This window comes from Candidatus Thiodiazotropha sp. AKAK2, from assembly GCF_058244685.1.
Map to the genome: position 1 here is coordinate 272,055 of NZ_JBSYOP010000015.1, position 22,295 is coordinate 294,349.

Annotated in this window: 23 protein-coding genes, 1 tRNA gene and 1 other RNA gene; 10 read left to right on the plus strand and 15 right to left on the minus strand. The window is 46.2% G+C overall.

The genetic code is table 11. From position 1 onward, the window contains the following. Window positions 1-180: 180 nt before the first annotated feature. The 9 genes from AC4IE8_RS05190 (at window position 181) to AC4IE8_RS05230 (ending at window position 4,689) form a co-directional block, all read left to right on the plus strand. Window positions 181-420: a hypothetical protein gene (locus tag AC4IE8_RS05190; protein ID WP_490777303.1), complete on the plus strand. Its 240-nt coding sequence runs from the start codon at window positions 181-183 to the stop codon at window positions 418-420. Between the two features lie 303 nt (window positions 421-723). Continuing rightward, window positions 724-1,284, plus strand: a complete 561-nt coding sequence (locus tag AC4IE8_RS05195; RefSeq protein WP_490777304.1) for a hypothetical protein — start codon at window positions 724-726, stop codon at window positions 1,282-1,284. Window positions 1,285-1,352: 68 nt separating this feature from the next. Continuing rightward, window positions 1,353-1,598 (plus strand): hypothetical protein, encoded by a 246-nt coding sequence (locus tag AC4IE8_RS05200; RefSeq protein WP_490777305.1) that lies wholly within the window; start codon window positions 1,353-1,355, stop codon window positions 1,596-1,598. Beyond that, a complete protein-coding gene (locus AC4IE8_RS05205; protein ID WP_490777306.1) occupies window positions 1,595-1,780 on the plus strand; it encodes a hypothetical protein in 186 nt (61 codons plus the stop codon). Before AC4IE8_RS05200 ends, AC4IE8_RS05205 begins: the two co-directional genes overlap by 4 nt. A gap of 247 nt (window positions 1,781-2,027) precedes the next feature. Continuing rightward, window positions 2,028-2,429, plus strand: coding sequence for a hypothetical protein (locus AC4IE8_RS05210; RefSeq protein WP_490777307.1), 402 nt, complete (start codon window positions 2,028-2,030; stop codon window positions 2,427-2,429). A 266-nt stretch (window positions 2,430-2,695) separates the two neighbouring features. Then, window positions 2,696-2,899, plus strand: coding sequence for a hypothetical protein (locus AC4IE8_RS05215; protein ID WP_490777308.1), 204 nt, complete (start codon window positions 2,696-2,698; stop codon window positions 2,897-2,899). A gap of 545 nt (window positions 2,900-3,444) precedes the next feature. Then, window positions 3,445-3,636: a hypothetical protein gene (locus AC4IE8_RS05220; RefSeq protein ID WP_490777310.1), complete on the plus strand. Its 192-nt coding sequence runs from the start codon at window positions 3,445-3,447 to the stop codon at window positions 3,634-3,636. A 436-nt stretch (window positions 3,637-4,072) separates the two neighbouring features. After that, complete coding sequence (locus AC4IE8_RS05225; protein WP_490777311.1) at window positions 4,073-4,507, plus strand: hypothetical protein; 435 nt, start codon at window positions 4,073-4,075, stop codon at window positions 4,505-4,507. Between the two features lie 116 nt (window positions 4,508-4,623). Beyond that, window positions 4,624-4,689: hammerhead ribozyme type II (locus AC4IE8_RS05230), an RNA gene on the plus strand. A 334-nt stretch (window positions 4,690-5,023) separates the two neighbouring features. Here AC4IE8_RS05230 and AC4IE8_RS05235 read toward each other — a convergent pair. The 11 genes from AC4IE8_RS05235 to AC4IE8_RS05285 form a co-directional block, all read right to left on the minus strand. After that, window positions 5,024-5,461 (minus strand): hypothetical protein, encoded by a 438-nt coding sequence (locus tag AC4IE8_RS05235; RefSeq protein WP_490777312.1) that lies wholly within the window; start codon window positions 5,459-5,461, stop codon window positions 5,024-5,026. Between the two features lie 125 nt (window positions 5,462-5,586). Then, complete coding sequence (locus tag AC4IE8_RS05240) at window positions 5,587-6,726, minus strand: hypothetical protein (RefSeq protein ID WP_490777313.1); 1,140 nt, start codon at window positions 6,724-6,726, stop codon at window positions 5,587-5,589. Between the two features lie 59 nt (window positions 6,727-6,785). Further along, window positions 6,786-7,244 (minus strand): hypothetical protein, encoded by a 459-nt coding sequence (locus AC4IE8_RS05245; RefSeq protein ID WP_490790485.1) that lies wholly within the window; start codon window positions 7,242-7,244, stop codon window positions 6,786-6,788. A 53-nt stretch (window positions 7,245-7,297) separates the two neighbouring features. Further along, window positions 7,298-7,642 (minus strand): hypothetical protein, encoded by a 345-nt coding sequence (locus AC4IE8_RS05250; protein ID WP_490777315.1) that lies wholly within the window; start codon window positions 7,640-7,642, stop codon window positions 7,298-7,300. Window positions 7,643-7,698: 56 nt separating this feature from the next. Next, complete coding sequence (locus AC4IE8_RS05255; RefSeq protein WP_490790486.1) at window positions 7,699-8,121, minus strand: hypothetical protein; 423 nt, start codon at window positions 8,119-8,121, stop codon at window positions 7,699-7,701. A 1,364-nt stretch (window positions 8,122-9,485) separates the two neighbouring features. Further along, window positions 9,486-10,052 carry a hypothetical protein gene (locus tag AC4IE8_RS05260; protein ID WP_490777317.1) on the minus strand — a complete coding sequence of 189 codons (567 nt, stop codon included), beginning with the start codon at window positions 10,050-10,052 and terminating at the stop codon, window positions 9,486-9,488. A 74-nt stretch (window positions 10,053-10,126) separates the two neighbouring features. Next, the gene (locus AC4IE8_RS05265) at window positions 10,127-11,311 is read right to left on the minus strand and encodes a peptidoglycan-binding domain-containing protein (RefSeq protein WP_490790487.1); all 1,185 of its coding nucleotides are present in this window, start codon (window positions 11,309-11,311) and stop codon (window positions 10,127-10,129) included. 487 nt (window positions 11,312-11,798) lie between these two features. Further along, on the minus strand, window positions 11,799-12,836 hold the full coding sequence (gene rtcA, locus AC4IE8_RS05270; RefSeq protein ID WP_490777319.1) for an RNA 3'-terminal phosphate cyclase: 1,038 nt from the start codon (window positions 12,834-12,836) through the stop codon (window positions 11,799-11,801). Between the two features lie 32 nt (window positions 12,837-12,868). Further along, window positions 12,869-14,095, minus strand: a complete 1,227-nt coding sequence (locus tag AC4IE8_RS05275; protein WP_490777320.1) for an RtcB family protein — start codon at window positions 14,093-14,095, stop codon at window positions 12,869-12,871. A gap of 111 nt (window positions 14,096-14,206) precedes the next feature. Next, window positions 14,207-14,287 (minus strand) — tRNA-OTHER (locus AC4IE8_RS05280). A gap of 244 nt (window positions 14,288-14,531) precedes the next feature. Next, window positions 14,532-16,085 (minus strand): RNA-binding protein, encoded by a 1,554-nt coding sequence (locus AC4IE8_RS05285; protein WP_490777328.1) that lies wholly within the window; start codon window positions 16,083-16,085, stop codon window positions 14,532-14,534. Between the two features lie 244 nt (window positions 16,086-16,329). Here AC4IE8_RS05285 and rtcR point away from each other — a divergent pair, with 244 nt between their 5' ends. Beyond that, the gene (gene rtcR, locus AC4IE8_RS05290) at window positions 16,330-17,928 is read left to right on the plus strand and encodes an RNA repair transcriptional activator RtcR (RefSeq protein WP_490790488.1); all 1,599 of its coding nucleotides are present in this window, start codon (window positions 16,330-16,332) and stop codon (window positions 17,926-17,928) included. 623 nt (window positions 17,929-18,551) lie between these two features. Here rtcR and AC4IE8_RS05295 read toward each other — a convergent pair. The 4 genes from AC4IE8_RS05295 to AC4IE8_RS05310 all read right to left on the minus strand — a co-directional run bounded on the left by AC4IE8_RS05295 (window position 18,552) and on the right by AC4IE8_RS05310 (window position 22,154). After that, the gene (locus tag AC4IE8_RS05295; protein WP_490777331.1) at window positions 18,552-18,941 is read right to left on the minus strand and encodes a hypothetical protein; all 390 of its coding nucleotides are present in this window, start codon (window positions 18,939-18,941) and stop codon (window positions 18,552-18,554) included. A 139-nt stretch (window positions 18,942-19,080) separates the two neighbouring features. Beyond that, window positions 19,081-20,337 carry a restriction endonuclease gene (locus tag AC4IE8_RS05300; protein WP_490777332.1) on the minus strand — a complete coding sequence of 419 codons (1,257 nt, stop codon included), beginning with the start codon at window positions 20,335-20,337 and terminating at the stop codon, window positions 19,081-19,083. 13 nt (window positions 20,338-20,350) lie between these two features. Next, window positions 20,351-20,683, minus strand: coding sequence for a hypothetical protein (locus AC4IE8_RS05305; protein WP_490777333.1), 333 nt, complete (start codon window positions 20,681-20,683; stop codon window positions 20,351-20,353). Beyond that, window positions 20,643-22,154, minus strand: a complete 1,512-nt coding sequence (locus tag AC4IE8_RS05310; RefSeq protein ID WP_490790489.1) for an OLD family protein — start codon at window positions 22,152-22,154, stop codon at window positions 20,643-20,645. Before AC4IE8_RS05310 ends, AC4IE8_RS05305 begins: the two co-directional genes overlap by 41 nt. Window positions 22,155-22,295: the final 141 nt, after the last annotated feature.

The following is a 22,295-nucleotide window of genomic DNA, read 5'->3' on the forward strand; positions in this document are numbered from 1 at the left end:
TAAGATTAAGTTTCATACCTGTCAGCTGGGTTTCAGCTGAACTGACTGGCACTTGGATCGTGAGTATTGCCAGCACGGCCTGCGGGTTGTCGATCCATTTCTATCAATCTGCCCAACCGGGGAAACCTCCCCGATGGGTAAGGTTCCTCCTGTGACGGCTCAATCGAAGGAGGAACTATCATGAAGAATCGCGTATCAAACAAGCTGTTTAGCGCGGTCATTTCCTGGGTATCCAGGATCAATACCACTGCTCTGAAGGAAGATTTCCGAAAGGCGGGTATGGTCTTGGTCGGTGCTGGCTATGCCGGTGTCATCGTAGGAGGCGATTCAATGTCGAGTCTCGAGGGTCTTATCCTCATTCTGACAGGTACTGTCGCCTGGGCATTTGGCCTAACTAAGGAGGAGGACAATGGGAATTAGCACTAATTTCATCGTTGCTACCTCACCAATATGGGTTATTTTGTTATTGGGCTTTCTAGTTGTTTGGATAAAACACAAACAACGTCGCACTAACAAGTAATCCGTTATTTCCATACGATGGCGTTGCATATATAGCACGCGAAGACGCGGCAAACACTGCGCGCCATCCAGAAGTGACCTTATCACTACTCAATTAACCTCGCCTATCGGCGGGGTTAATTCTTCAACATATTTTACCCCAAGGGGAGACATACCTCCCCATTGGGGAATTGTGTCTCTCCTTATCATTTCAAGGAGAAACGCATGAAAAATCCTGCCAATAAACTGATCGAGATTTACTCTCAAAATCTGTCTTATTGCGATCCAGATCTAAAGAATGCCTTTCACAGCGAAGCTAAAAAGGTTTTGCGAAAACTTGCCAAGCTGATGGGGTTGACCTCGGCTGACTACGACCTTCGTTCAAACAAAGCGGGTATTGCAGTGAGCGGAGAGATAACTCTTCATACGTCTAACTTATACCTGCAAGTTGAAAAGACATGCATGGGAGATGATGCAGCCATAATGATGCGATCTTGTAAGGGTCGTAAGGACTTTGTTGGCGGTATGAATCACTTTGCACCAATTAGTGCCTTAGAAGACCTTGAGCAATTCGCAATCTACCTAGAGGGCATCGCAAGAAACCAGGTCTGCGGTATGCACTGGGATCCTCTACAGGTGCGTTTTGATGTCGCTAATATCCGAGCGAACAAAATAATCAGTCCGGAGCTCGAGCGCGTTAGAGATCGATTTGAGGATAATGAAATTCCCATAGAGGTTTTTGAGCAGGCAATTAATAATGCTGAGCGCGTCAGATCAGCGGCATAAATATATATTGAACCAGTCTTCAGCGGCGTGTCCGCTGCAAGACTGATTATGCCTGGAGGGCATGACCAATGAAATATAAGCGTGAACCTCAACATGACAAAAGGATTGAACATGGTGATGAATTTTCCGGTAATGCTTGGCGTGACACTGAAACCAACGAAATACGTTATGTGGCAGTATACCGGGACGAATTGGTATTGTTGGTTCGTGACCTATGCAGTGCTGAGCAATATTACGAACTAGCTGAATGCATTGATTCTGTGAGTGACGAAGAATTGATTAATATTATTCTCACTCAAGGGAGTGTCGCATGAGACTGGAAATAGAATGGTCTACAGGACCGAATATGACTGGTTACTATACCGGTACTGAAACAGTTGAACTAGATGATGGTGATGATGAACAGAAAGCCATCGAAAATGCTCTTAAGACAGCTGCAGATCGTTTGTGCTGGCATGGTAAGTTGAAAGTTAAAGAAGTTAAACGAATAGGCTAATGTCTACATTTGACCTGTCTTTTGACAGGTCTTTCCCAAAGTCCCTTCTATCCATAATTAGAGGACTTTGGGAAAGGTAATTTATGACTGCTGCAAATCAGCAGCGCCTGAACAGCTCATGAATCATGTAATAGCTGGTACTTCTCTGATGAGAAGTTGATTCATCTTAAAACCCACCCACCCGGGGATCCATATCCCCGGCAGGGCTATGGATTTCCTGGGGCACACTAACATCCAGGAGAATCTAATGAAAAATTTTAATTATCGTCAGCTGACAACAATACTTGCTAGCCTTCGTCATCTACAGCGTGAGATGGAAGAATCTAGCATAGATAATATTATCAAACAGTACCCACACTTTGCCGATGTGGATCCACTAAGCGAGTCCGATATCGATGAGCTTTGTGAGACGATGTATTCTGGCCTTGTCTGCGTAAACAAGCCTTGCCTGAATGATGATCAATATACACGTTATACACAATTGGAGTGTTTTGTAAAAAATATCGCCAAGCTTGATAATACGGATGATTTCGAAGTACTTGGTTCCGTTATGAGTAATGATGACGCAGTGGATACTGTTGATCGTTTAATCTCTGAGGCAAGAGATTTGGTACCAAGAGAAGTATGGGCAGCGCAAATGCCCTCTTGATATAACGCCCCTCATCATCATGGGGGGCGTTATTTGCTTCTCAGAGATTCTTAGTTGTTTGACGCAATCGCGGAAACAGAGATAAAATTACTCAATTATCCCTGGCAACTTGGTTAAAGTTGCATCCCTCTGACCGGCACCTGGATCGCGCAATTGCCGGCATCACCACTTGGTGACCGATCCATTAATCTTACCCAATCTGGGAGAAACCTCTCCCAGCCAGGAAAGTTTCTCCTATTCAATTCAAAATTGTTTGGAGAAATACAATGTCCGGATTATTCGACATGCAGCAATTCTATCGCTTTCTTGAAAAAGCGAGAGACAAGGAATTAGCTCAGAAGCAAGAGCTATTGGCTCGATTTATTGATAATGCGCGGGATCCTGATGTTCTTAAGGATGCACGCTTTCTTTTGAGAAAAGTTGAGGAGGAGATTCTTGCTCGCCTTAACACTCAACAGAGCGAAGATTGAGCGCATTTCTTCGCTCAACAATGTTCAGGAGTCTATTAGCGTCCTCATCGCGATCTTCAATGATCGCCATGAGGGTTCGCTTTTCTATAGTGTCCCCACCCTCCATGTTTTGGAGCTTTTCTGAGACTGCCCGGCAGGCCTCATCAAATGTTTGGTCTTTATTCATAGCATCGAGCTTAGCTGGAGCAAAACTATTTTTCAATGATTTATCGAAAATCCTATCATATGGAGAAATCTATCATGTCTGAAACAGTAACCGTTAGAAAGCCAATAGGACGACTTGCACGAAGGTACACAGGGCTTCGTCTACCGTTACAGGTATTGCGATCAACTGCCGGGTACTACATCGGTACAGTCGGCGAAGATGATATCCCTTGTTCACGCGAAAGCGAGGAGTACTTCACTTTGCCAGATGAAGCGACTCAAGCATTAGAGGATGGTAACTGGACACAACGTACCACCCCCTAACCTATTCTTCAGTCTACACCCCAGATGGGGGAGTTCTCCCAACGGGGGGCTCTCCAGATCATCTCAGGAGAGTCAAAATGTCTGAAACTATCGAAAAATGTGATTATTGCGGACGCCCTGCCGTCCAAGTAGTTAAACTTTTATCAGGTGAACCTGTGAATCTATGTGATGCAGGCGATTGCCACGATCGATACTCAGAAATATCTGAACTCGAGTACTTTGAGTTTATGGATTTAGGTATCATCCCACCGCTAGCCAGAGATGCCTAGTGTCATAAAGCCCGGTTCCTAATTATTAGGAACTGGGTTTTTTATTGATATCCTAAAACACAGCCCTTGCAAAGGGGTACAATGTACCCTATACTCCAGTCCGTAGAGTGGGTACTATGTACCCTCTATAGGAAAGCACCAGGGTATTATAGTGAGCCAGAATAATGAAGAGCTTAAGCGAAAAATTAAGATATATAAGCTCACTAATGAGCAGATCTCGGAAATGACGGGATATGCTATTGATACAGTCAAGGCGTGGCGAGTAAAGCCAGGCGCAAAGAAGTATCGACCAATGCCTTATCGCGCAATGAAATTGTTGATATTTGAGATAAAAGACAGAAATATGAAACAAACTTCTTAGTGTAAATTGACGGTCCCCGCCGGCGCGCCAACGCCGACAAGGACCTGACCACAAAGACCTGAATAGGAGGTCAATATGGCTAGTACACATCCTAATGTAGTGCTGTGTGAGCAGCAACCATCAAATATAGCTCCACGTACCTGTGAAGCTCCGCGAATCAGTGATCCTGACATGCTACTCCACATGATGGAGAGCCTTCCGATGCTTTCTCAGGATATTGTCGATTTGTTTTCTGAAGGCGAAGCCTTAGAGACCATCCAGAGAAAGGTCGATATCCTTCACCATAACCTCGGTGAATTCTCTCGACAAGCGAAAGACTTTCCGCAAGCTCGGGTGCTTTCTGTAGACCTCCATAGCATTCAGATTCTCTCTCAGGAGATTGTCAATATATTTTCTGCCTGCTCTGAATGCAAAGCCTACGGATCCATCCAGATTAAAGTCGATATCCTTCACCACAATCTTGGTGAGCTCGCTAAAAAAGCGAAAGGCCTCCAATCCAGTCGATCTTAAAAGCAATAGCGAATTAGCGGTGCCCAGCTGATGGTGGCGTGGTAACCCCAGCAGCAGGAGGGAGTTTGTCTCCTCCTCCCGATCCTGCTGGCTATCCCACGATAAGGGATATCACGAAGCGAAACGGCTCAGATTGAGCCGTCACCATGGAGTGGTGTCCATGGTCTGACGAGCAGCCAATTAGATTGAGAAAGGAGCTTGGACATTGGATCAGATGAATTTTGAGTTCCCTAGCGAGTTGATCTCTTCCAATGTCTTATATTTCATTCTAATTCTATGACATAAAACCACGTGTATGATTTAAATAACAACTGTAGACAAATCCGACAACCAATTGAAATTATTGTTAATATAATTTGTTTGACTGTATATGGAATTGCTTCGAAGTGCCTCGGTTCACGAAGCCGTCGACGCTGTCCTAGTGAAGTTTCTCAGTGACACAGCGAACTGTCTACGCCGCTGTCGAGGCTCCAACAAGAAATGGCAACACGTGATGAGTGCCGCCCCATGATATTCCTACTGTCTTCCTTTCAGGTCGTTCATCATCCTGTAGATTTGGAAGCCCGAATCGTCGTCGCTGGACTCTATTGATTGAATCACACCTTGAACGAATTCTATAGGAAGATTGAGAACGTGCGCTGCCTGTACTGCGTTGTTCACCATAGTCTCTCGCAGATTCTCATTAACACTGAATGTGTTTGCCGTCAACGCCGAGAAACTGAGCATGAATGAAGCCGCAACTCGTTCACCATGCTCACGCACTAGAGCTTGGTTAATATTTCTTGCGGTATCTATGCTGAACAGTAGCCCTTCGGCCATTCGATCTTCAAGAGGCCCCGTAGGAGGTAAAGGCAAAGTTAAACTGAGCGCCGATGCATGTTCTCGCGCTATTGTGTACATCTGCATTACTTCGCTTTCCGTGCCGCCAATCGATGCGCTGAGCAACAGTGCCATGCTGGATCCAAGGTCTATTGCCGAAGCGCTGGGTGATTGTTGAACTGCTTGTTGGTACGTCTGTCCGTGCGTGGAGCCTGTAGCCAGGAAGATTAAAGCGATACTTACCACTAACAACATCCTTATCATAATGGCCCCCTATCAAATGCAAGCATATTGATGACATCACGTATCGCCTCAGGTGCGATGTTCTGTTTTCCATGACATCGTTTCCAAAGCACTCCAGTAAGAAACGCTCGCAATCGCAACGATATCTCGAATGCAGTATCGATACCGTCTTTCGTAAGAAATCCACGATTCCTAAGCAACCGAATAGAAGCGACTGGTCTTAGTTCAGGCGGTATGTGCCCTGCGCCTGCGAACACTGGTACATTCGTACCTGCATCAAAATAATAACGTTCGAGTTTCGATGGATCCTTCGGCTCATTCGTGTACACGTCAACCGCATAATCCGGATGTGGTAGCACTACTGCCTCATACTCAAGACGAGCGATTGTAGCCCTTACAAATAGTTCGTAGGCGGCATTTGGATCATCGTCGTCCTGCAACACCATTCTCGCTCCTACAGCACCCGCATCCATTCCCCTCATATCGGCGCTCACCTCTATCGGCGCCAGTAGTCGACAGGATATCATTTCGAGTAGTTTGCGTATTTCTATGAATCGGGGATCAGTATGTCCTTGAGAGCAAGTGACTTGCTCAACATGCGCTAATTCATGAAAGATCACAGCACCGGTTGTAGCAAGTTCAACGATTATTCGGTCATAATCGTCCTCTGGACCACCAGCAGCCCATGGGAAGTTATCAAGAATCTCGTTTGCCTGTTCACTATATGGCATGTTGCGTTTCACCAATAGGTTTATTCGAGCGAGTTGTAACATCACATTTTTAGGGTGTGCCTGCTGAGTAGAACCTTGGTTGCCATTTACCGATAGCACCGTCTGTTGTAGCACGTACATTGGCATCAGGTAGTCGCTATCACAGATGATCCCATAGGGGCTGCTGACGCAATTATTGCGACTCGCGATACAAGTCTTAGCAAACCAACCATCCCCACAAACCTCTTCCGGTATACCCGAGAATTCCAGAACAAATACCTTGGTTTCCTGCATGTTGGGTTCACCGCATGAGCCAAGTCCGATTTGGTTTCCTGCCTTTGCGGTACTCCAGGCATCATACGCAAGTCGACTCTCCTCCTTCGAAGCAATATCAAGGCCGTGATGGCTATTGACGTACACCTCGATTGGATCGAGTCCAGCCTGCATTGATATCTCTTGAGCCAGTGAAAAAGGTGCATGAGACACAACCAGGCACGCGACAAGTATTAGAGATTGATGTCGCATCGTGTTGTGATAATAAGTAGCTCATAGAGCTCTTGCAGAAGGTCACCTGTAACTATCGTCGGCTGTAAACGTCCACTGCTGTGCCTTTTCAAGACATCAAGCTCGAGCGAAAGCTGCTCTGCATGGTGTCGATATTTGAGCCGCCAGTAGACCCTTTCTGATTCAGGTTGAAGATAACCGGTACTACAGAACACCCGCGTCTTGTTAGTTTGACATGGCGCTAGGCCGACGTTCAGACGTGAAACGCAGAAGTCGGCAAATGCGCTTTGTATGTTAGGACCACAGGCAGGCGGAGGTTTTCGTACCTCGACAAGCTCAGAGTGGTTCTCGTACGGCACTGAGGTGTGGCCGTAAGACTGCTTTTTGGCCATTTCCCTGATTTCATCGCTCGTACCGACGAAGTACGCACGGTGCGCAACCAGCGTTTCATCATCGGCCATCGAGTCGATGCTCTGTGCCGACACTTCCGCTATCCACATTACTGAGATTAAAATTACGGCAGCAATCGTTTGGCTGCATCGCGTACTGCATCTGCCTGAAATCTGCATGCCATATACTCCTTACCATCTTCGTGCGCTATACATGTGTCATACTCATAAATAGATTCTTGCAATTCTTCGAGTGCCTCCTCGCGCACAAGGTCTTCGACGGAGAGGCCGCGAAAATAGAATTCCGCCATCAAGTAGAACGAGACGCCCGCGATCGCGACGGCGCCACCAAATCTTGCGCCTTTGTACTTGATAACGGCTTCACCAAATCGATAAAGAATCAATCCGATACACGCCGAAATGAAACCGAGCAGTATCGTGAATAAAAACGATGTCATCTGAGAGTTCATTTGGTTTTTCCCACCTACCTTATCCTTTATATCAGTTCTTAGTCTCTATGATTAGGTTAGTAGTACCTCAGCGTTCCCAATATACTATTGAGCTCGTTAAGATGCTCATCCCACTTCGAGCCGTCTGTGCGGAATTTGATCATATGCGTCTTGCCTTGACCAATGTGCACAAAACACAGAACATCGTAGGCGAATCTCTGGCTCGGCATCGTTGTCACAAACGTGGCGCAGTTTGATGGTTTTCCCCCGATTGATGGCGCGTTGGCGCCGAGAAACTCGGTAGAGGAGCTTTGCGGGTAACCGTCGAGCGGAGTACTTGCCAACGCTTCCCATGTTTCGCTAGTGAAGTACTCGCTGGAGAACTCGCGATTCGCGACGTCAAAAACTATCCGGCTGGCTATACCGGTTTTCACGCCACTTACGTCCATACTCGTGAGATAGGCATCAACGGTTCTTGACTTGTACCAAAGTTCATCCATTAACTTTATCAAACTACTTCCCTGCGACCGTAGTTGTCCCTTCACCGTAGCTATCTGCGAGCTGTTGCCGCCGATCCATGAGCTCGGCGCTGACGCCTTCCATTGTAGTAAGCGCCCCTCTACGTCCCATTGGGCGTGAACCATCGTCGATAGAAGGCACAGCAAGAAGGCCGTCAGGCTTGATCGTAAATTCATACGCATTGGTGACATTGCGTTCCTCCGGCCGTGCATAGGGATAAACCTCCGAAAGCCATGAGGCTGATTTTGCAGGTTTTAAGCACAAATAGCACTTGCTCTTGCATGATCCGTAGTGATCTGCTTTGCGCCCGCACACCACGCTACAATCGCCGTCGCCACATAGAAGATTGAGCACCTGCTGGCGGCTAGTGGAGATGGCCCCAATCCTCGCTCTGATGACGATTTCGCGCGCCTGGTGGGGACTTGCCAGCCAGCCGAATACCGACATTGCGGCCTTACGACAGTGACGGGATCACGCATGTTATACTCGAGCCGATGGATTTCATCGGCCACCAGCTTTAAGGTAATATTGGGTGAAGAGTAAGCCTGCCATTACGTCACGTTCCTTATGTCCGGAGGTGTATCTAAGTCTGCGTGCATACCGCGTTGGATCTGACAAATCCCCTATCCTAATTTAGGCAATTGTATTACGATTGCAAGCAATCCGATGAAATTCACCAGCTGATGTTGATCAAGATCAAATTAGGGAAAGCATTTCTATTCGCTCCAGATCAGGGTGTAAATATCGGCAGGCTCCTTGTGTCCGCTTCTGGCTAGGACCAAACATCCCAATCCCATCGGACCAATGACCTGCTTTGGTCGCAGATTAGAAGTTACCGAATTCGATACTAACAATCGAAATCGTAAAAAACGGAGGTTTATAATTATTACTCTATCCTTATCTTTATTATCTAGCTCCTTAAATTTGGCCGCTATGGTAGGTTTTCTTTCGTGTCAGATTTTTGATCGATACGTCCTGAGCCTTTTCATTTGCAAGACGAAGATTTCGATCAATTCCAACTTAACCACATGAACCACCGCCGTCTCAAATGTGTGAAAGATAATTTCCATTATCCATTATTGTAGTATTCGAGCCATTCGTCCAGGTCGGCCTGAAGCGATTTAAGCGTACAGTAGATTTTCCTGTGTTGTGTAGATTGATAAAACTTCCGCATATAGTCGAAGTGTGACATGACTGATTTGCGACCGAAGCGAGCATTCTGGTTATAGAAGTAACCATATTTAGAATTACTGAATTTAGATCGACGTGCGGATAATTTAAGGATTGTTGAAAATAATTAACTACATTCAAATGCTTCGAAAGTCATCATTTCAGTTCGATCGTATCAAAAACCACTATCGTAAATTACTCTAGATTTAGACGGCTTTGGAGTATTCTGTTCTTCTAATTTCTTTCGAACTAGCTCCATTTCATAATCAATTGCATTTTTATCCTTGATTATAAGAATCCTATAAGTTTCTGAATATTGAAACTCAACAAACTTTCCATCGTTGCCTTCCAGGGCAAATATTGCATGTCCTTTCTTCAGTTTGAAGGGTTGTAGATATGGATATTTAGATCGATAAACTTGCATTATTTCATATGCTTCATCTCTAGCTTCTTTCTTACTTCGCTTTAGTCCTGCAGTCATTGCTTTCACATATTGTACATATTTACTGTGGCGACCTAACGATACCTGATACTTATCGTAGTGCTTATTTGGGACCATAGGAATGACTTCCAATATATCCCCTCGACCAGATGCATTTATAACTGTAGCTTGATCAAATCTCTCGCCAAATTTAATTCCAAATATCGATTGAACTTTTACATCTTCAGCAATTGCTGAAGACGCGATAATAAAGGTTAATACAAAGAGCGACTTTAATACAGCAATAGTAGAATTACACATTATGAATACTCTATATTAATCAGCACACACATAAACCCGCGATCCATGAAATATATCTAAAAATTCCACCTTAGCTATTGAGGTGGCCTTAGGTTATTGCTTTCTATAATTTCCCTTGCAAAGTCAACAGCGTTCTGTATTTTATTGGAAGTTATATTGAAAACATATTTATCGATTACTAAATATACTGTATTCGCTTTAGATGAACTTTTCATAATGAAATGCGGTTCTAGATTTGTTGTATATTCAATATTCTTCAAATTGAGTCTTGGCATGGATTGAGTGTACTTTGAAAGTGCATCTATATATGAATCAAACGATATAAAATAGCCTCCTACGGAATTTCCTTCATAACCAAATGCGAATACCTTATTATTATCGCTTCTCTCTATTCCTTTTAAGTAATCATTGGTTGAATTAGGATGAACCTGGTAATACCGCCTCAGTGGTTTGCCCGAGAAATAATTTGGAATTTTTAGCGATATGCTAGCCTGTAGCCGTTTCTTTTCTGACTCAAATAATGCGTCAAATAAACTCTTTGACACCCGGCCATCATTAGCGATGCCTACTTTTGACTCGAATGAGTTTATTGCACTTTTCGTGTGGTTATCTACGTAGCCGGTGGTCTCAACTGGCATGTACCCTAATAATTGAAGCCTTTCTTGTATTGTTTGAACTCTTCTATCTGCCCGTGCAGTAGAATTATTTTTCTGCGAATATTTTAGTTGTGGTGCGCTTTGAATTTTTTGAGCACCCGCATTCCCTTCAGTGAGTTTCACTTTACTTGATATCGATTGGCCAGCAGGTCTCCAGCCACTTTCTGTTTTTTCATAGAAAATTTCACCTGACACCTTGAATATTGATCCTTTCGTAACATTCCTGCCCGGATTCATGAGGCCTGCGTTATAACCAGCCCATCCTGATTGTCCTTGGCGTGCATCTGTTGCTTTCGCTTTAAAGTCCCGAATCTCACCCATGCTGGCAGCAATCCACCTACTGTCCTGTGTAAATTCAATTATCGCTTCATACACAACAACATGATAAATATTTCCAAGTACTTTCTTCTCTAATGCATTAATTTTAGTAAAGTCATTTAACGATATTCTGCCAGCAGATTCTGTTTCAATCAGTTTTAACATATAGTCTTTTGCATTAGATACAGAGGGCATTCCATTACTACACCCACCTGATATGACAGAGAACCATATAATAAGGCTTAATGCATATTGTAATTTAATATTAAACTTGAAGATGCACATATTCACTCCCTTGCATTTATCGATTTGTTAGCGTAATTAATCTTCTCACTCTAGCGGTGAAGAGAAGTAGTTATCGCTTATTGACTGGTACTAATGGAGAAGCCACCAAAAGTAGACGTATGCTTGTGTTTTTAGATCTTAGCTGTTAATTCGAAATTTGTGCTTCATCAACAATTACATATGCATATTCCATGCAACAATTTACTTTATGTTATTAAATTAAATAGATAGATAGAAACTTAACCCTACAAATTCACTCGGAATGTAAAATTATTCGACAAACCTCAAATACAAAACCTCAACATCTGAACAAACAACACACAGGCATATCACTAATAATTTGTGCTGCAACAAGTTTGTCATTGATCGTTTTTGTCTGCTATTTATAAATTCGTAATTTTCTGTAGAGAGATATTCACTGACACTCTGTCAGATTAACTGAACAGCCACTTCTGGTCGAACTGAGACGTGCCAATTGAGCTGTGCCTCATTTATTACTTCGAAATATCCGCACCATTCCATCGGCTATCTCTTCCATATCAAGACAGCCGGGCAAAAAGGCATTGATGGTCTCCATATTGGTCAGTGTATGTTGCGTTAGTTTTACTGTATTAAATACACCACCCGCGATTGCTAGCGGTAGCAACAATTGATCGGCAAGATGGGGACCAACTGGCGCTACTCCTTCAAGATACGTCTTTATCTGGCGACAGAGCTTACCTGCCACCTTCTCGGCACTGACACCTTTCTCGCCAAAGGCGGTGAAGACCTCGGTGACATATTCATGTTCAATAGTCGCCACTAGGGCATTGCCAGGTCCCTGACTATTGTTGAGGCCGCGCAGTTGAAGCTGTGATGGATCCCAACCCATGGTGCGGCGGACGGTCTCCAATTCGCGCTCGGCAATACTGACAGGCAGTGCGGCGATCAGCGCCTCAGTGCTAGCCTGTCGCAACTCACCACGCTCCAGTAGGTTTAGTGGCTGCAATTTATCCCCAGCCTCTAGCCTGAGCTCCACCTCACCTCCACCCGCGGGGTAAAAGCCGTAACGTGACAGACTCATATCGATATCGACCCCCATTCGCCGCAACAGAGGAAGATAGGCACGTTGCAGAAAGTCGGCGGGTGGCGCCAGTGGATTATGGGTGCCGCCGCTTAGACTTAGTTTCGCCTCGACTCGGGCCGACATCAGTGCAGGCAAGACAGTCTGTAACACTAAAGTACAGCTGCCCGCCGTACCTATGGCGAAACGATAGTCACCACCCTTGATGGTTTTAGGCTGAAACAGCAGTGACTGCGAACCCGCGCCTGCGCCTTCAACATCCGCCTCACCGATAGCCGCAGCGGCATGCACAGCTGTGAGATGCTGGCGCATCAGGCCGGGCTTTCGCCGTTTGGCGCGGATATTCTCTATACGAAGTGGGCGGCCGGTAATCAGCGACAGCGTCAATGCGGTACGCAGTACCTGGCCACCCCCTTCTCCACGCGAACCATCGATGGTAATCAAGTTGGATGCACTACTCATTTCAATCTCTATCCATTCTGTTCGAGACGTTTCTATCCTTTAACACAAACCACCTGACGAAGGGTATGCACCACTTCCACCAGATCCCGCTGGGCATGGATCACAGCATCGATGTCTTTGTAGGCCATAGGGATCTCGTCGATCACGGCGCTATCCTTACGGCACTCTACACCTTCGGTCGCCTTCTTCTGATCCTCCAGTGTGAAGCGACGCTTGGCCTCGGTTCGGGAGTAGACTCTACCTGCACCGTGGGAGCAGGAACAGAAACTCTCCGGATTACCCTTTCCGCGTACAATATAAGAACGTGCGCCCATGCTACCCGGAATGATACCCAGCTCCCCTGCCCCAGCACGGACTGCACCCTTGCGGGTTACCCACACCTGTTCACCATAGTGCGATTCCTGCTGCACATAGTTGTGGTGACAGTTAACCGCCATGCTATCGGCATCGAAGGGTTTACTGATGATCTGGCGCAGAGCACCGATGGACGCCGCCATCATCAATTCCCGGTTGCGGCGTGCGAAATGCTGCGCCCAACCCACCGCCTCGACATAGTCGTTAAAGTGATCGGTCCCTTCCGGCAGATATGCCAGATCTCGGTCAGGCGGGGTGATATGCCAGGTACGCATATCCTCTTTCGCCTGCTCGATGAACAGGTTACCGATGGCGTTGCCGACACCGCGTGATCCCGAGTGGAGCATAATCCAGACCGCCTCACTCTCATCCAGGCAGACCTCGATGAAATGATTACCGGTTCCCAGAGTCCCTAGATGGACATAATTATTGGTCTTTTTCAGGCGAGGATATTTTTCCACAATGCGCCCGAAGGGTTCCACTAACTCTGTCCATACCTCATCGACATGGGCCGGTGGCGTTCCCCAGGCGCCTTTATCGCGATTTCCACGTCCCTTGCTTCGACCATGGGGTACTGCCTGCTCAATGGCGCTACGCAGCGGCGCCAGGTTATCCGGCAGATCTCCGGATCCTAGGCTGGTGCGAACCGCCATCATACCGCAACCGATATCGACGCCGACTGCCGCCGGGATGATCGCACCCCTGGTGGGAATCACTGATCCAATGGTCGCCCCCTTACCCACATGTACATCAGGCATAACTGCGATCCATTTATGAATAAATGGTAGCTGAGAGGCATTCAACAGCTGCCCCTTAGCCTTCTCATCCACAGGTACCCCCTGGGTCCACATCTTAACCGGATGCCCCTGCTCGGCCTGCATAACGTCGTAGTTTTCAGTAGACATTTTTCTTGCTCCAATGAATGGGTGTCTTCAGACCCAAGATAGGATTGTACGACACCCTTGTATAAGTGCGGCGACCAGGTTTGATGACGCGATATTTTCCGCCACCCGGCCGAGGCCGGACCGGGATTTGAACCCGGACCCCTTGCGGGACCTTGCAAGCAAGGTGCGTCAACCAAGTAGCGCCATCGGCATTCGCCGCGAAACTGCTCTCGAATTCCCCAGTCACTTGGGGGTGTCAAATAGGTGGGCGACAAGGGTCGGTGAAACAGCGTGCTCTACCTGACTGAGCTACACCCCCGTCGTAGTGGAGGTGACGGGATTCGAACCCGCGACCACGTCGTTCATAGCGATGTAGTTCCACCTGCATTCGCCCGTAAATCGTTTGGGGCTGATGCCCCGGTGGAGCGGGCCCCATTGCCCGCCCCTCTTACTACTCCTATGCTGTTGCCAGCTGTTGGTTTTCAATCACGCCAACCCAGTGTCCGCTTTGCAGCTTTCCCCTGGCGAACTGGTCGATCAGGGTAAAGACCGCATCACTGAAGCCACCGATGTTGAGGATATCCTCGCGCTCCGGTGCCTGGGTGCTGGTGTAAGGCTGGATATCGAGACAGACCAACCGCGCCGCCGGGTTGCGTTGCCGGAACCGGCTCCACTCCGTCATCACCGCGCTAGCGGCACTTCGGCGAGAGTCGATCCATGACTCGTTATCCGACACCAACAACACCAGATCAGCCCGCTCCTGTCGCTTGTTCAACCAACGCAGCGGCGAGCTGCAATTGGTTCCACCACCCCCAAGAGATGCCAGTCTAGTGGCGTTTTCCATCACTGCCGCATCCGCTTTCAGGCGCACCCTGGAGACATCCCAGTCGAAGGGCAGCACTAGGGTATGCCGGTCCTTGCGCAGGAAGGCTGCCGCCACCAGTGCCGCCACATCAATGCAGCGGGTCGTGGTGGTTGAGCCTCTGCGCCAACCGGTAACCGGGTAGTGCATCGAACCCGACACATCGGGACAAACAACCACCCGCCCGGGCAACTCAGGCACATTACTCAGGGCGATCTCCATCGCCTGCTCCAAAGCCTGGCGTATCTCATCTGGCACGCCAGACGCTGACTGATAAGTGGTCAGCAACTGGTAAGGAAAAGCCCTGGCCTTGCGGATCGCTTTCTCATCGGTCAGACGCCGCGCCAGTTTCTTTACCATCTTCGGCTGTTTGAAGACGCCGTGACGCTGAAAGCTGTTGAGGTTCATCCGCACCATCTGCCAGCCTCCTCGCAGAGCCAGGACTGCCCATTTCGATTCGCTCAACGGCAGCGAGGTCAGCATCTGGAAAGGCACCTTGGGCAGCTTTCCACCCTCACGCTTGTAACGCTCAAAGCTATGCAGTGCACTCGGCAGCGATGCCAGGTCATAGGGCTTACCGATGAGCCAAGCAAAGAAGGCTGAACGCCAGGCCTCAGTCGGTTTTGGATGTACCATCTTCACCACATCAGCCAGAGACGGCGCATTACCCACCGTCGCTGCCAGCAGCTGCTGCTCACTGGATCGGTTCAGCCACTGCTGCACCAGACGCTTGGGTCGGGTTCCCAGGGATTTCCGCCCTAGTGCACCGCTACGCAGGATCTGTACGAAGTTGCGCAGCATGCGACCGTTATCGATGACCTGATCGAAGGCGATAGGCAGCCAATCGCTACCGCGAGTGGCAAGGACAGCACACAACAGTGCCGGCATATCCTTCATTCCCCCGTTCTGGCGACACCAAATAGCGGTGCGGGCGATGAATTCCGGCTCTACCTGGTCGCACAATTCGATCACCTGCTCTAACTGGGTCTCCGCTCCGGCATAGTAAGTACCGTTAAGGCATCCAGTAACCGCATACTGCGCCAGTGCGTGTTTATCACTCAGACGATAAGCGGTTCCACCAGCTTCGTTGAGGGTATTGGTTTTCATTGAACGCTGGGCTGCACCGGGAAAAAGCGCTTTGTTAGCCATCTTGCTGCTCCATTCGTTAAATACAATCATCTCCGATTTCCCCTACCTATAGCGAAGGGCGTGCCAGCTTTTCACGTATGCATGCATGCTATTGTTTTTACAGACTATTAGCTTGTTCTCTTGAAATTCGACATAAGTAGCGGACACTTATTTTGGCTTATAAGCTATATATATTTATATGATGTTATAATTTATTATCATTTTTAATTGCGGCTTACCTGAACGTCATTAGAAGGTGAATGGTGTGAAAGTGAAAAAGACGGTGGTTATCGGCTTTCTTGGCGCGGTGCTCGATGAGGGCCGCGGTAATGGTCGTTGGGAAAAGTGGCGTCCAAGCATCTCACTCTGCCAGCAGGAGGATCTTCTAATTGACCGCCTGGAGCTCTTCTATCAACCGGACAGATACCAGCGCGTGAGGGAGACCGTGGCCAAGGATATCGCAGCCATATCGCCGGAAACTGAGCTAGTATGGCGCCCCATGCCTCTCGATGATCCCTGGGATTTCGAACAGGTCTACGCCGCCTTGCACGGCTTTGCCCGTGACTACCCCTTCGAGCCGGAGCAAGAGGAGTATCTGATCCACATCACAACCGGTACCCATGTCGCCCAGATCTGCTTGTTCCTGCTGACCGAGGCGAACTACTTCCCCGCCCGATTGTTGCAAAGTGCGCCGCCCCCCAAACAGCGTGCGGGTAAGGTGGGTAGTTTCACCATCATCGATCTCGATCTGTCACGCTACGACCGTATCGCCCAGCGCTTCGCCGAGGAGCGGGAGGAGACCCTCAACTTGTTGAAATCGGGTATCGCGACCCGAAATCTCGCCTTTAACCGTATGATCGATGCCATTGAGAAAGTGGCTAACCGCTCTCCTGCTCCGATACTGCTGCTTGGCCCCACTGGCGCTGGTAAGTCGTTCCTCGCCCGCCAGGTCTATCAGCTCAAACGCAAGCGTCACCAGGTCACTGGACCCTTTGTTGAGGTCAATTGCGCCACCCTGCATGGCGAAGGCACCATGTCCGCCTTGTTCGGCCACACCAAGGGTGCCTACACCGGCTCAGTTGGCGAGCGCGAAGGCCTTCTCCGGCAGGCCGATGGCGGTCTGCTGTTTCTGGATGAGATCGGGGAACTAGGGCTGGACGAGCAATCAATGCTGCTGAAAGCGATCGAGGAGAAGCGCTTTTATCCCATGGGATCTGATCATGAGGTAGAAAGTCACTTTCAGTTGATCGCTGGCACCTGCCGTGACCTGCGTATCGATGTCGAGCAGGGGCGGTTCCGCGAAGATCTCTATGCACGCATCAACCTCTGGACCTTCCATCTTCCGGGACTGGTGGACCGGCCGGAAGACATCGAGCCCAATCTGGAATTTGAGTTAGAGCGCCAGGCAGGCGAACTCGGCCGCCGGCTGAGATTCAACAAACCAGCAAGGCAACGTTATCTAGCCTACGCCACCGCCCCAGACACTGCCTGGCGTGGCAATTTTCGTGAACTCTCCGCCTCGGTCTCCCGTTTGGCCACTTTGGCCGAAGGGGGGCGTATCACAGAAAGCGATGTAGAAGATGAGATCATCCGCCTGCGTAATCAATGGCGCAATGACGGTACCAACGACGATGGACTTGAGCGGTTGCTGTCAGCTGAAACACTTGCACAGATCGACTTGTTCGACCGTTGCCAACTGGATTCTGTGATCAAGGTTTGCGCCAAGTCTGGCACCCTCTCTGAGGCGGGACGGACGCTGTTTAATGCTTCCCGGCAGCGGAAGAGCAGCAGCAATGACGCGGACAGGCTGCGTAAATATCTGGCGAAGTTTGATTTGACTTGGGAGAGAGTTCGAAGCGAGTGAACAGAACCGATAAAGACTCAGCTCTGAAAGAGACAATCTACCTTTGGTGTCTAATCCATTTCCCGCCGGAGTCCAATTCCATTCGTGTTCCCACCAATTCATATCATTGTTATTAGTTTGTATTGTAGTGGTCACGGGAGAAGTTCGAATCGTCGCTCTGGCCAATCTTACGTCGAATGAAGCGGGAATTGTCAACATGCTGCCGAGTTTTCATACTCAGCAGGGTCTCTGCAGCGCAAGGTCTGTCAATATGATTTGATCTCACAATCTCCATGGCAGTTTTTTTGAGAGTCTTGAATTGACGGTACAGCATCATATAGCCATGATCAGATAATTGAACATAAACATAAAATATCAATCCCTGTAATATCGATATTATCACTATCTTCTCTAAGCCAACTGACGTGAATAAGTGGAGTATGATACCAGCTAACATACTGAATACAGCTGTAATCAATAGTTTAGATAAAAGTCGTAAAGGTCCTTCGATCTGGACGTTACTGTCATATTTTGTGATGACTCTTTTCTGGTCGTCAGTAATATTCATATATTTCTCTCAATTAGGCATGCCTAACTCGATAGTAACGCCTTAATTAATATGGGTAAATTGTCCATATTTGAGCCTAAATGTGCTTTGGCTCACCGAATAGTTTTATATACTGTATCCTATCGCGAGATAGCAGCTCTGCTTTCGCCTGTACTTCACTAACCATTGATACCTCTGACTTCGGAAGGCCTTCTAATGGAAACCAGAAATTGAATATTCCATAATTTCCTTTTCGAGTTTGAAATAGACGTGTGCGAATAGGAGACCCTTGTACACCAGAGCCTTTCCAGTCACCTAGGATTTTTGAATCAGCGGGATTGACGAGATTAATACCGTTAACGGTAAATTCCTTGTTCCAATGTGAATTAAGTGCTTGTATATATTTTTGTTGCAGTACAAATTTTGCAAAACGATATAGAGCAATAAAACCGATGATAATAGCAAATAATGCGAGTATTCTATCCATAGACGTACCTAATTATGTAGAAGTCGGAAATATATTGTTATCGATAATAACACAAGCTTCATTAGCCTCTATCAGATCATATCTAATATTCCTAAATACTCTCTATTCATGCAAGTCTCAGTTCGGCCATTAGCGGGCATTAAGAGTTTTCTCTTAACTCGCCTGATCGGTTTACTATAACTCCACGAGCGAATCTAAGTTTTTCGAGCAGACCACCAAAATTCTCTGGGGCGGTACTTATGTCTCCAAGAGGACAATATTCTTCGTCACTAATAATGCCAATTTGGCATTTTGAATTCTGTGAATTCAAAATAAGTGTTTTATCCTCGTCCTCTTTTACTGGGTCGATCAAGAAACGGTTAAAGAAGCTAAATTCCTTCTGCTTGGACATATGGCTAACTTTTGAACAGTAATTTTTTTCACTACAGTTAATGCTTAGTTCATGAAATATTGTGTTAAAAATTGGTTCATATCGATTAAACTTCAGTTCGTCAGGAAGCTCAACGTCCGATTCTGCGAACTCCTCAGGATTAAACAATACTTTAGCCGTTATCTCCTCGCCATATCTTAGCAAAAGACACTCCATAATATACGATAAACCTTTAATAAGTGGTGTTTGATCCCTGTTTAGTGCACAGCATTTGAATATGAAAGGATAAACATTCAACATTCCTGTAGCTGCAACCGAAAATAACTGAGCTTCATCTAATTTCAACCCCCATTGCCGAGTAGTAACATCTCCATAAGCAACTTCGGCCAACACTGCAACTAAAGTGAGATACGAATTATGGTAGCACTCATCTCTTTTATCCCATAATTCTTCTAATTCACCACCAGCTGGGAGAAGCATAAGATTTGAAAATTTAGATTCAATTACTTTACAACGACCGCTAAATGCTAATGAAGACGGAAGAAATTTAGCAAGTGTTCGAGGATTTTTTCTTAATAGTATTTCCAGGTCATGCCCTTGCCATACTGAAATTTGTGGTGTCTTATGCGTGGATTGAAAATCATTTATCCAATCCAATGTGGGGTTGGAAATGGTCTTATTCGTAATTATGACGACATTATCTTTTAAGTTATTTCCTGCAGCATTTAATATCGTACTTTGAATTTGAGACTTCTCTAATTGTTTTTTTCGATGTTTCACTTCAAACCAGTACTTCTCCTCTTTGGACGCAGCAGGCAGAACAGTCCAAAACGTTGCTTCTAAATCTCGTCCACCATCGGTAGCAGAGTTTCCTTCTCCGCCCTTTCTCCACACTAAATTTGAAAACCCCATTTCATCGAGTAAATGAAATATAAGATTTTCAAAATCTACAGGGCTGATTTCTGAAAAATTCAATTGCTCCTGTAAGAAATCTATATCTGTAAGAGTAATTGATATGTCAGTCATTTTGATTCTCTATTTAATCGTTTTCGGTTTTATCCACTAAGCCGTGCTCACATAGCTCTTGAAAAATATCTTCGAGTTCTGCATTCAACTGAGATATATACTCTGTGACCACATGGTAGATAATGTCGCCGTCGTCTTTTTCTTCAAGTTCAAAATTAAAAGCACCAGATTTAAGAGCCACTATAAGTTTATTGAATACTTTTTGGATTTCCCTAGGGACATCCTGAGTGATGGGAATAATGAGAGTATTCTCCGGTAATTTGAGCTCCAAAAAGTAATCTTCTTGAACTTGAGTTATATCTGCCTTATGGATTTCCATAGATTTGCCCCCTTTCTCCAAAAGCATCCCTTCCTCCTTCAAGCGTCCTCATGCTAACTTCTTTCCAATCCATTTCACTTTTTTCTTCTCGTAAATCAGTGAGGTTATTCGAGAACGGATTCCCAACGTATGTTTTGTACCCATTTAGATCGTGGTGACGATAAACAGAGTTGTACGGCAGTGTTCTTACAGCTATATTCGCGTCATGAGTCGCAATAAATACCTTTTTTCCAATCTTAGCTTTTTCCTTAATGAGCGGAACGATTACATTGTTTATGTACTCATTTCCCAGGCTCTTCTCAGGCTCATCCAGAATATATATTTCCTTGTCCTCATTCAGCTCCCTGTGAAGCAAAATCATTGAGGCTTCTCCGGTGGATGGTTTATATTCCTCTTCATCAATCATAAAGAACCTATCGAAAACCAACAGCTCTAGTAATGTTGGTATGGTGTCTATCCCCTCGATCTCATTGAGTTCTGAAATGCTATTAAACAAATCTTCGGAGTAAACTTTCTCACTAATTAGTTTGATAGCCTTAGCAAAATCCTTCTGCGGATTTTTTTTCACCTTACTCAGCGGCTTATATCTACTCGCGCTAATTTTACCATCCTGAATTAGAATTTCAGTCGTACAGTAAAGGTCTCCCTTATCATCTAGATTTCCAATATATGTGGGATCGACTTTTATAGGTTGTTCAATGTTGTGAATAATCATTTGCGTCGCCAGTTCGATTGCTATGCGGTTTCTAGCATATTCACGGAGCCCTGTACCGTTTGGCTTAGATGGTGTTCCAGTTTTTTTTGTTATTTCGCTCTTGAAAATATCAACTAGCTGATTAAAGAGAGAACCAGACTTCCCAGAAGAAAACAGATCAAATGCCTCTACACCGAGTTTTTGCGACGCTTTGTTTAAAATTACACGGAGGGTTCGAAGCTCATCTTCGGTAATAGATTTTTTAAATTCGTCGCTTTCTTCTATAAAATTGAGGAACTGGACTACGTTATCGTCCGTGCCTAGCACTACCTTAAGTCTTCTATCAAACTGTTGTGTGCTGACTGTTGAGAAATCCTTAATTTTGATCGTTCGCGCCTTTTTGTTTTTTAGGCTGTCTGAAAAAAAGCTTCTATATTTGGAAAGGCTGGTTACACCAACTTCTGAGGCATTCCTAACCAGCTCTATCTCTTTATTACAATATTCAATCCCAAAATCTTTTAAGTCAATTTTTAGACTTTTGCCACCTAAGTCATACTCATCTTCCAGTCTGACAGTTCCCGCTTCAAACTTTTTACATCCAATTCCCTTGTTAGAATAGAAGCTAGCTATCGCAGCCAAGATGTCTGATTTACCAGTCCCCTTTGCACCAAAGAAAATATTTATATCGTCGTAGACGACTAGTTCTATCGGTAAATCGTCTTTGAAGGGCTTTACGCAAATCTTTTCAGGATACTTCTGATCCAGTAGTGTGTTAATTGCAACTTTGTCTTTATCGAGTAACAAGCAAAATTGCTCAAAGTGTAATCCTCCCCGATAATTGGTCCATCGATAATTAGAGTTCTCCGGTTAAACTATGACCAACGGGGGAATGAAAATGAAACGATCAAAATATTCTGAGACACAGATTGTCCGGATATTGAAAGA

Excerpts from the sequence above, each read along its gene's own strand:
- AC4IE8_RS05210 (WP_490777307.1), top strand. The coding sequence starts at position 2,028 with ATGAAAAATTTTAATTATCGTCAGCTGACAACAATACTTGCTAGCCTT.
- AC4IE8_RS05190 (WP_490777303.1), top strand. The coding sequence starts at position 181 with ATGAAGAATCGCGTATCAAACAAGCTGTTTAGCGCGGTCATTTCCTGG.
- AC4IE8_RS05255 (WP_490790486.1), bottom strand. The coding sequence starts at position 8,121 with ATGGATGAACTTTGGTACAAGTCAAGAACCGTTGATGCCTATCTCACG.
- AC4IE8_RS05205 (WP_490777306.1), top strand. The coding sequence starts at position 1,595 with ATGAGACTGGAAATAGAATGGTCTACAGGACCGAATATGACTGGTTAC.
- AC4IE8_RS05195 (WP_490777304.1), top strand. The coding sequence starts at position 724 with ATGAAAAATCCTGCCAATAAACTGATCGAGATTTACTCTCAAAATCTG.
- AC4IE8_RS05265 (WP_490790487.1), bottom strand. The coding sequence starts at position 11,311 with ATGTGCATCTTCAAGTTTAATATTAAATTACAATATGCATTAAGCCTT.
- AC4IE8_RS05245 (WP_490790485.1), bottom strand. The coding sequence starts at position 7,244 with ATGGCCGATGATGAAACGCTGGTTGCGCACCGTGCGTACTTCGTCGGT.
- AC4IE8_RS05200 (WP_490777305.1), top strand. The coding sequence starts at position 1,353 with ATGAAATATAAGCGTGAACCTCAACATGACAAAAGGATTGAACATGGT.
- AC4IE8_RS05305 (WP_490777333.1), bottom strand. The coding sequence starts at position 20,683 with ATGCTTTTGGAGAAAGGGGGCAAATCTATGGAAATCCATAAGGCAGAT.
- AC4IE8_RS05285 (WP_490777328.1), bottom strand. The coding sequence starts at position 16,085 with ATGGCTAACAAAGCGCTTTTTCCCGGTGCAGCCCAGCGTTCAATGAAA.
- AC4IE8_RS05295 (WP_490777331.1), bottom strand. The coding sequence starts at position 18,941 with ATGGATAGAATACTCGCATTATTTGCTATTATCATCGGTTTTATTGCT.
- AC4IE8_RS05275 (WP_490777320.1), bottom strand. The coding sequence starts at position 14,095 with ATGTCTACTGAAAACTACGACGTTATGCAGGCCGAGCAGGGGCATCCG.
- AC4IE8_RS05220 (WP_490777310.1), top strand. The coding sequence starts at position 3,445 with ATGTCTGAAACTATCGAAAAATGTGATTATTGCGGACGCCCTGCCGTC.
- AC4IE8_RS05300 (WP_490777332.1), bottom strand. The coding sequence starts at position 20,337 with ATGACTGACATATCAATTACTCTTACAGATATAGATTTCTTACAGGAG.
- rtcA (WP_490777319.1), bottom strand. The coding sequence starts at position 12,836 with ATGAGTAGTGCATCCAACTTGATTACCATCGATGGTTCGCGTGGAGAA.
- AC4IE8_RS05260 (WP_490777317.1), bottom strand. The coding sequence starts at position 10,052 with ATGTGTAATTCTACTATTGCTGTATTAAAGTCGCTCTTTGTATTAACC.
- AC4IE8_RS05215 (WP_490777308.1), top strand. The coding sequence starts at position 2,696 with ATGTCCGGATTATTCGACATGCAGCAATTCTATCGCTTTCTTGAAAAA.
- AC4IE8_RS05225 (WP_490777311.1), top strand. The coding sequence starts at position 4,073 with ATGGCTAGTACACATCCTAATGTAGTGCTGTGTGAGCAGCAACCATCA.
- AC4IE8_RS05250 (WP_490777315.1), bottom strand. The coding sequence starts at position 7,642 with ATGAACTCTCAGATGACATCGTTTTTATTCACGATACTGCTCGGTTTC.
- AC4IE8_RS05240 (WP_490777313.1), bottom strand. The coding sequence starts at position 6,726 with ATGCAGGCTGGACTCGATCCAATCGAGGTGTACGTCAATAGCCATCAC.
- AC4IE8_RS05235 (WP_490777312.1), bottom strand. The coding sequence starts at position 5,461 with ATGGCACTGTTGCTCAGCGCATCGATTGGCGGCACGGAAAGCGAAGTA.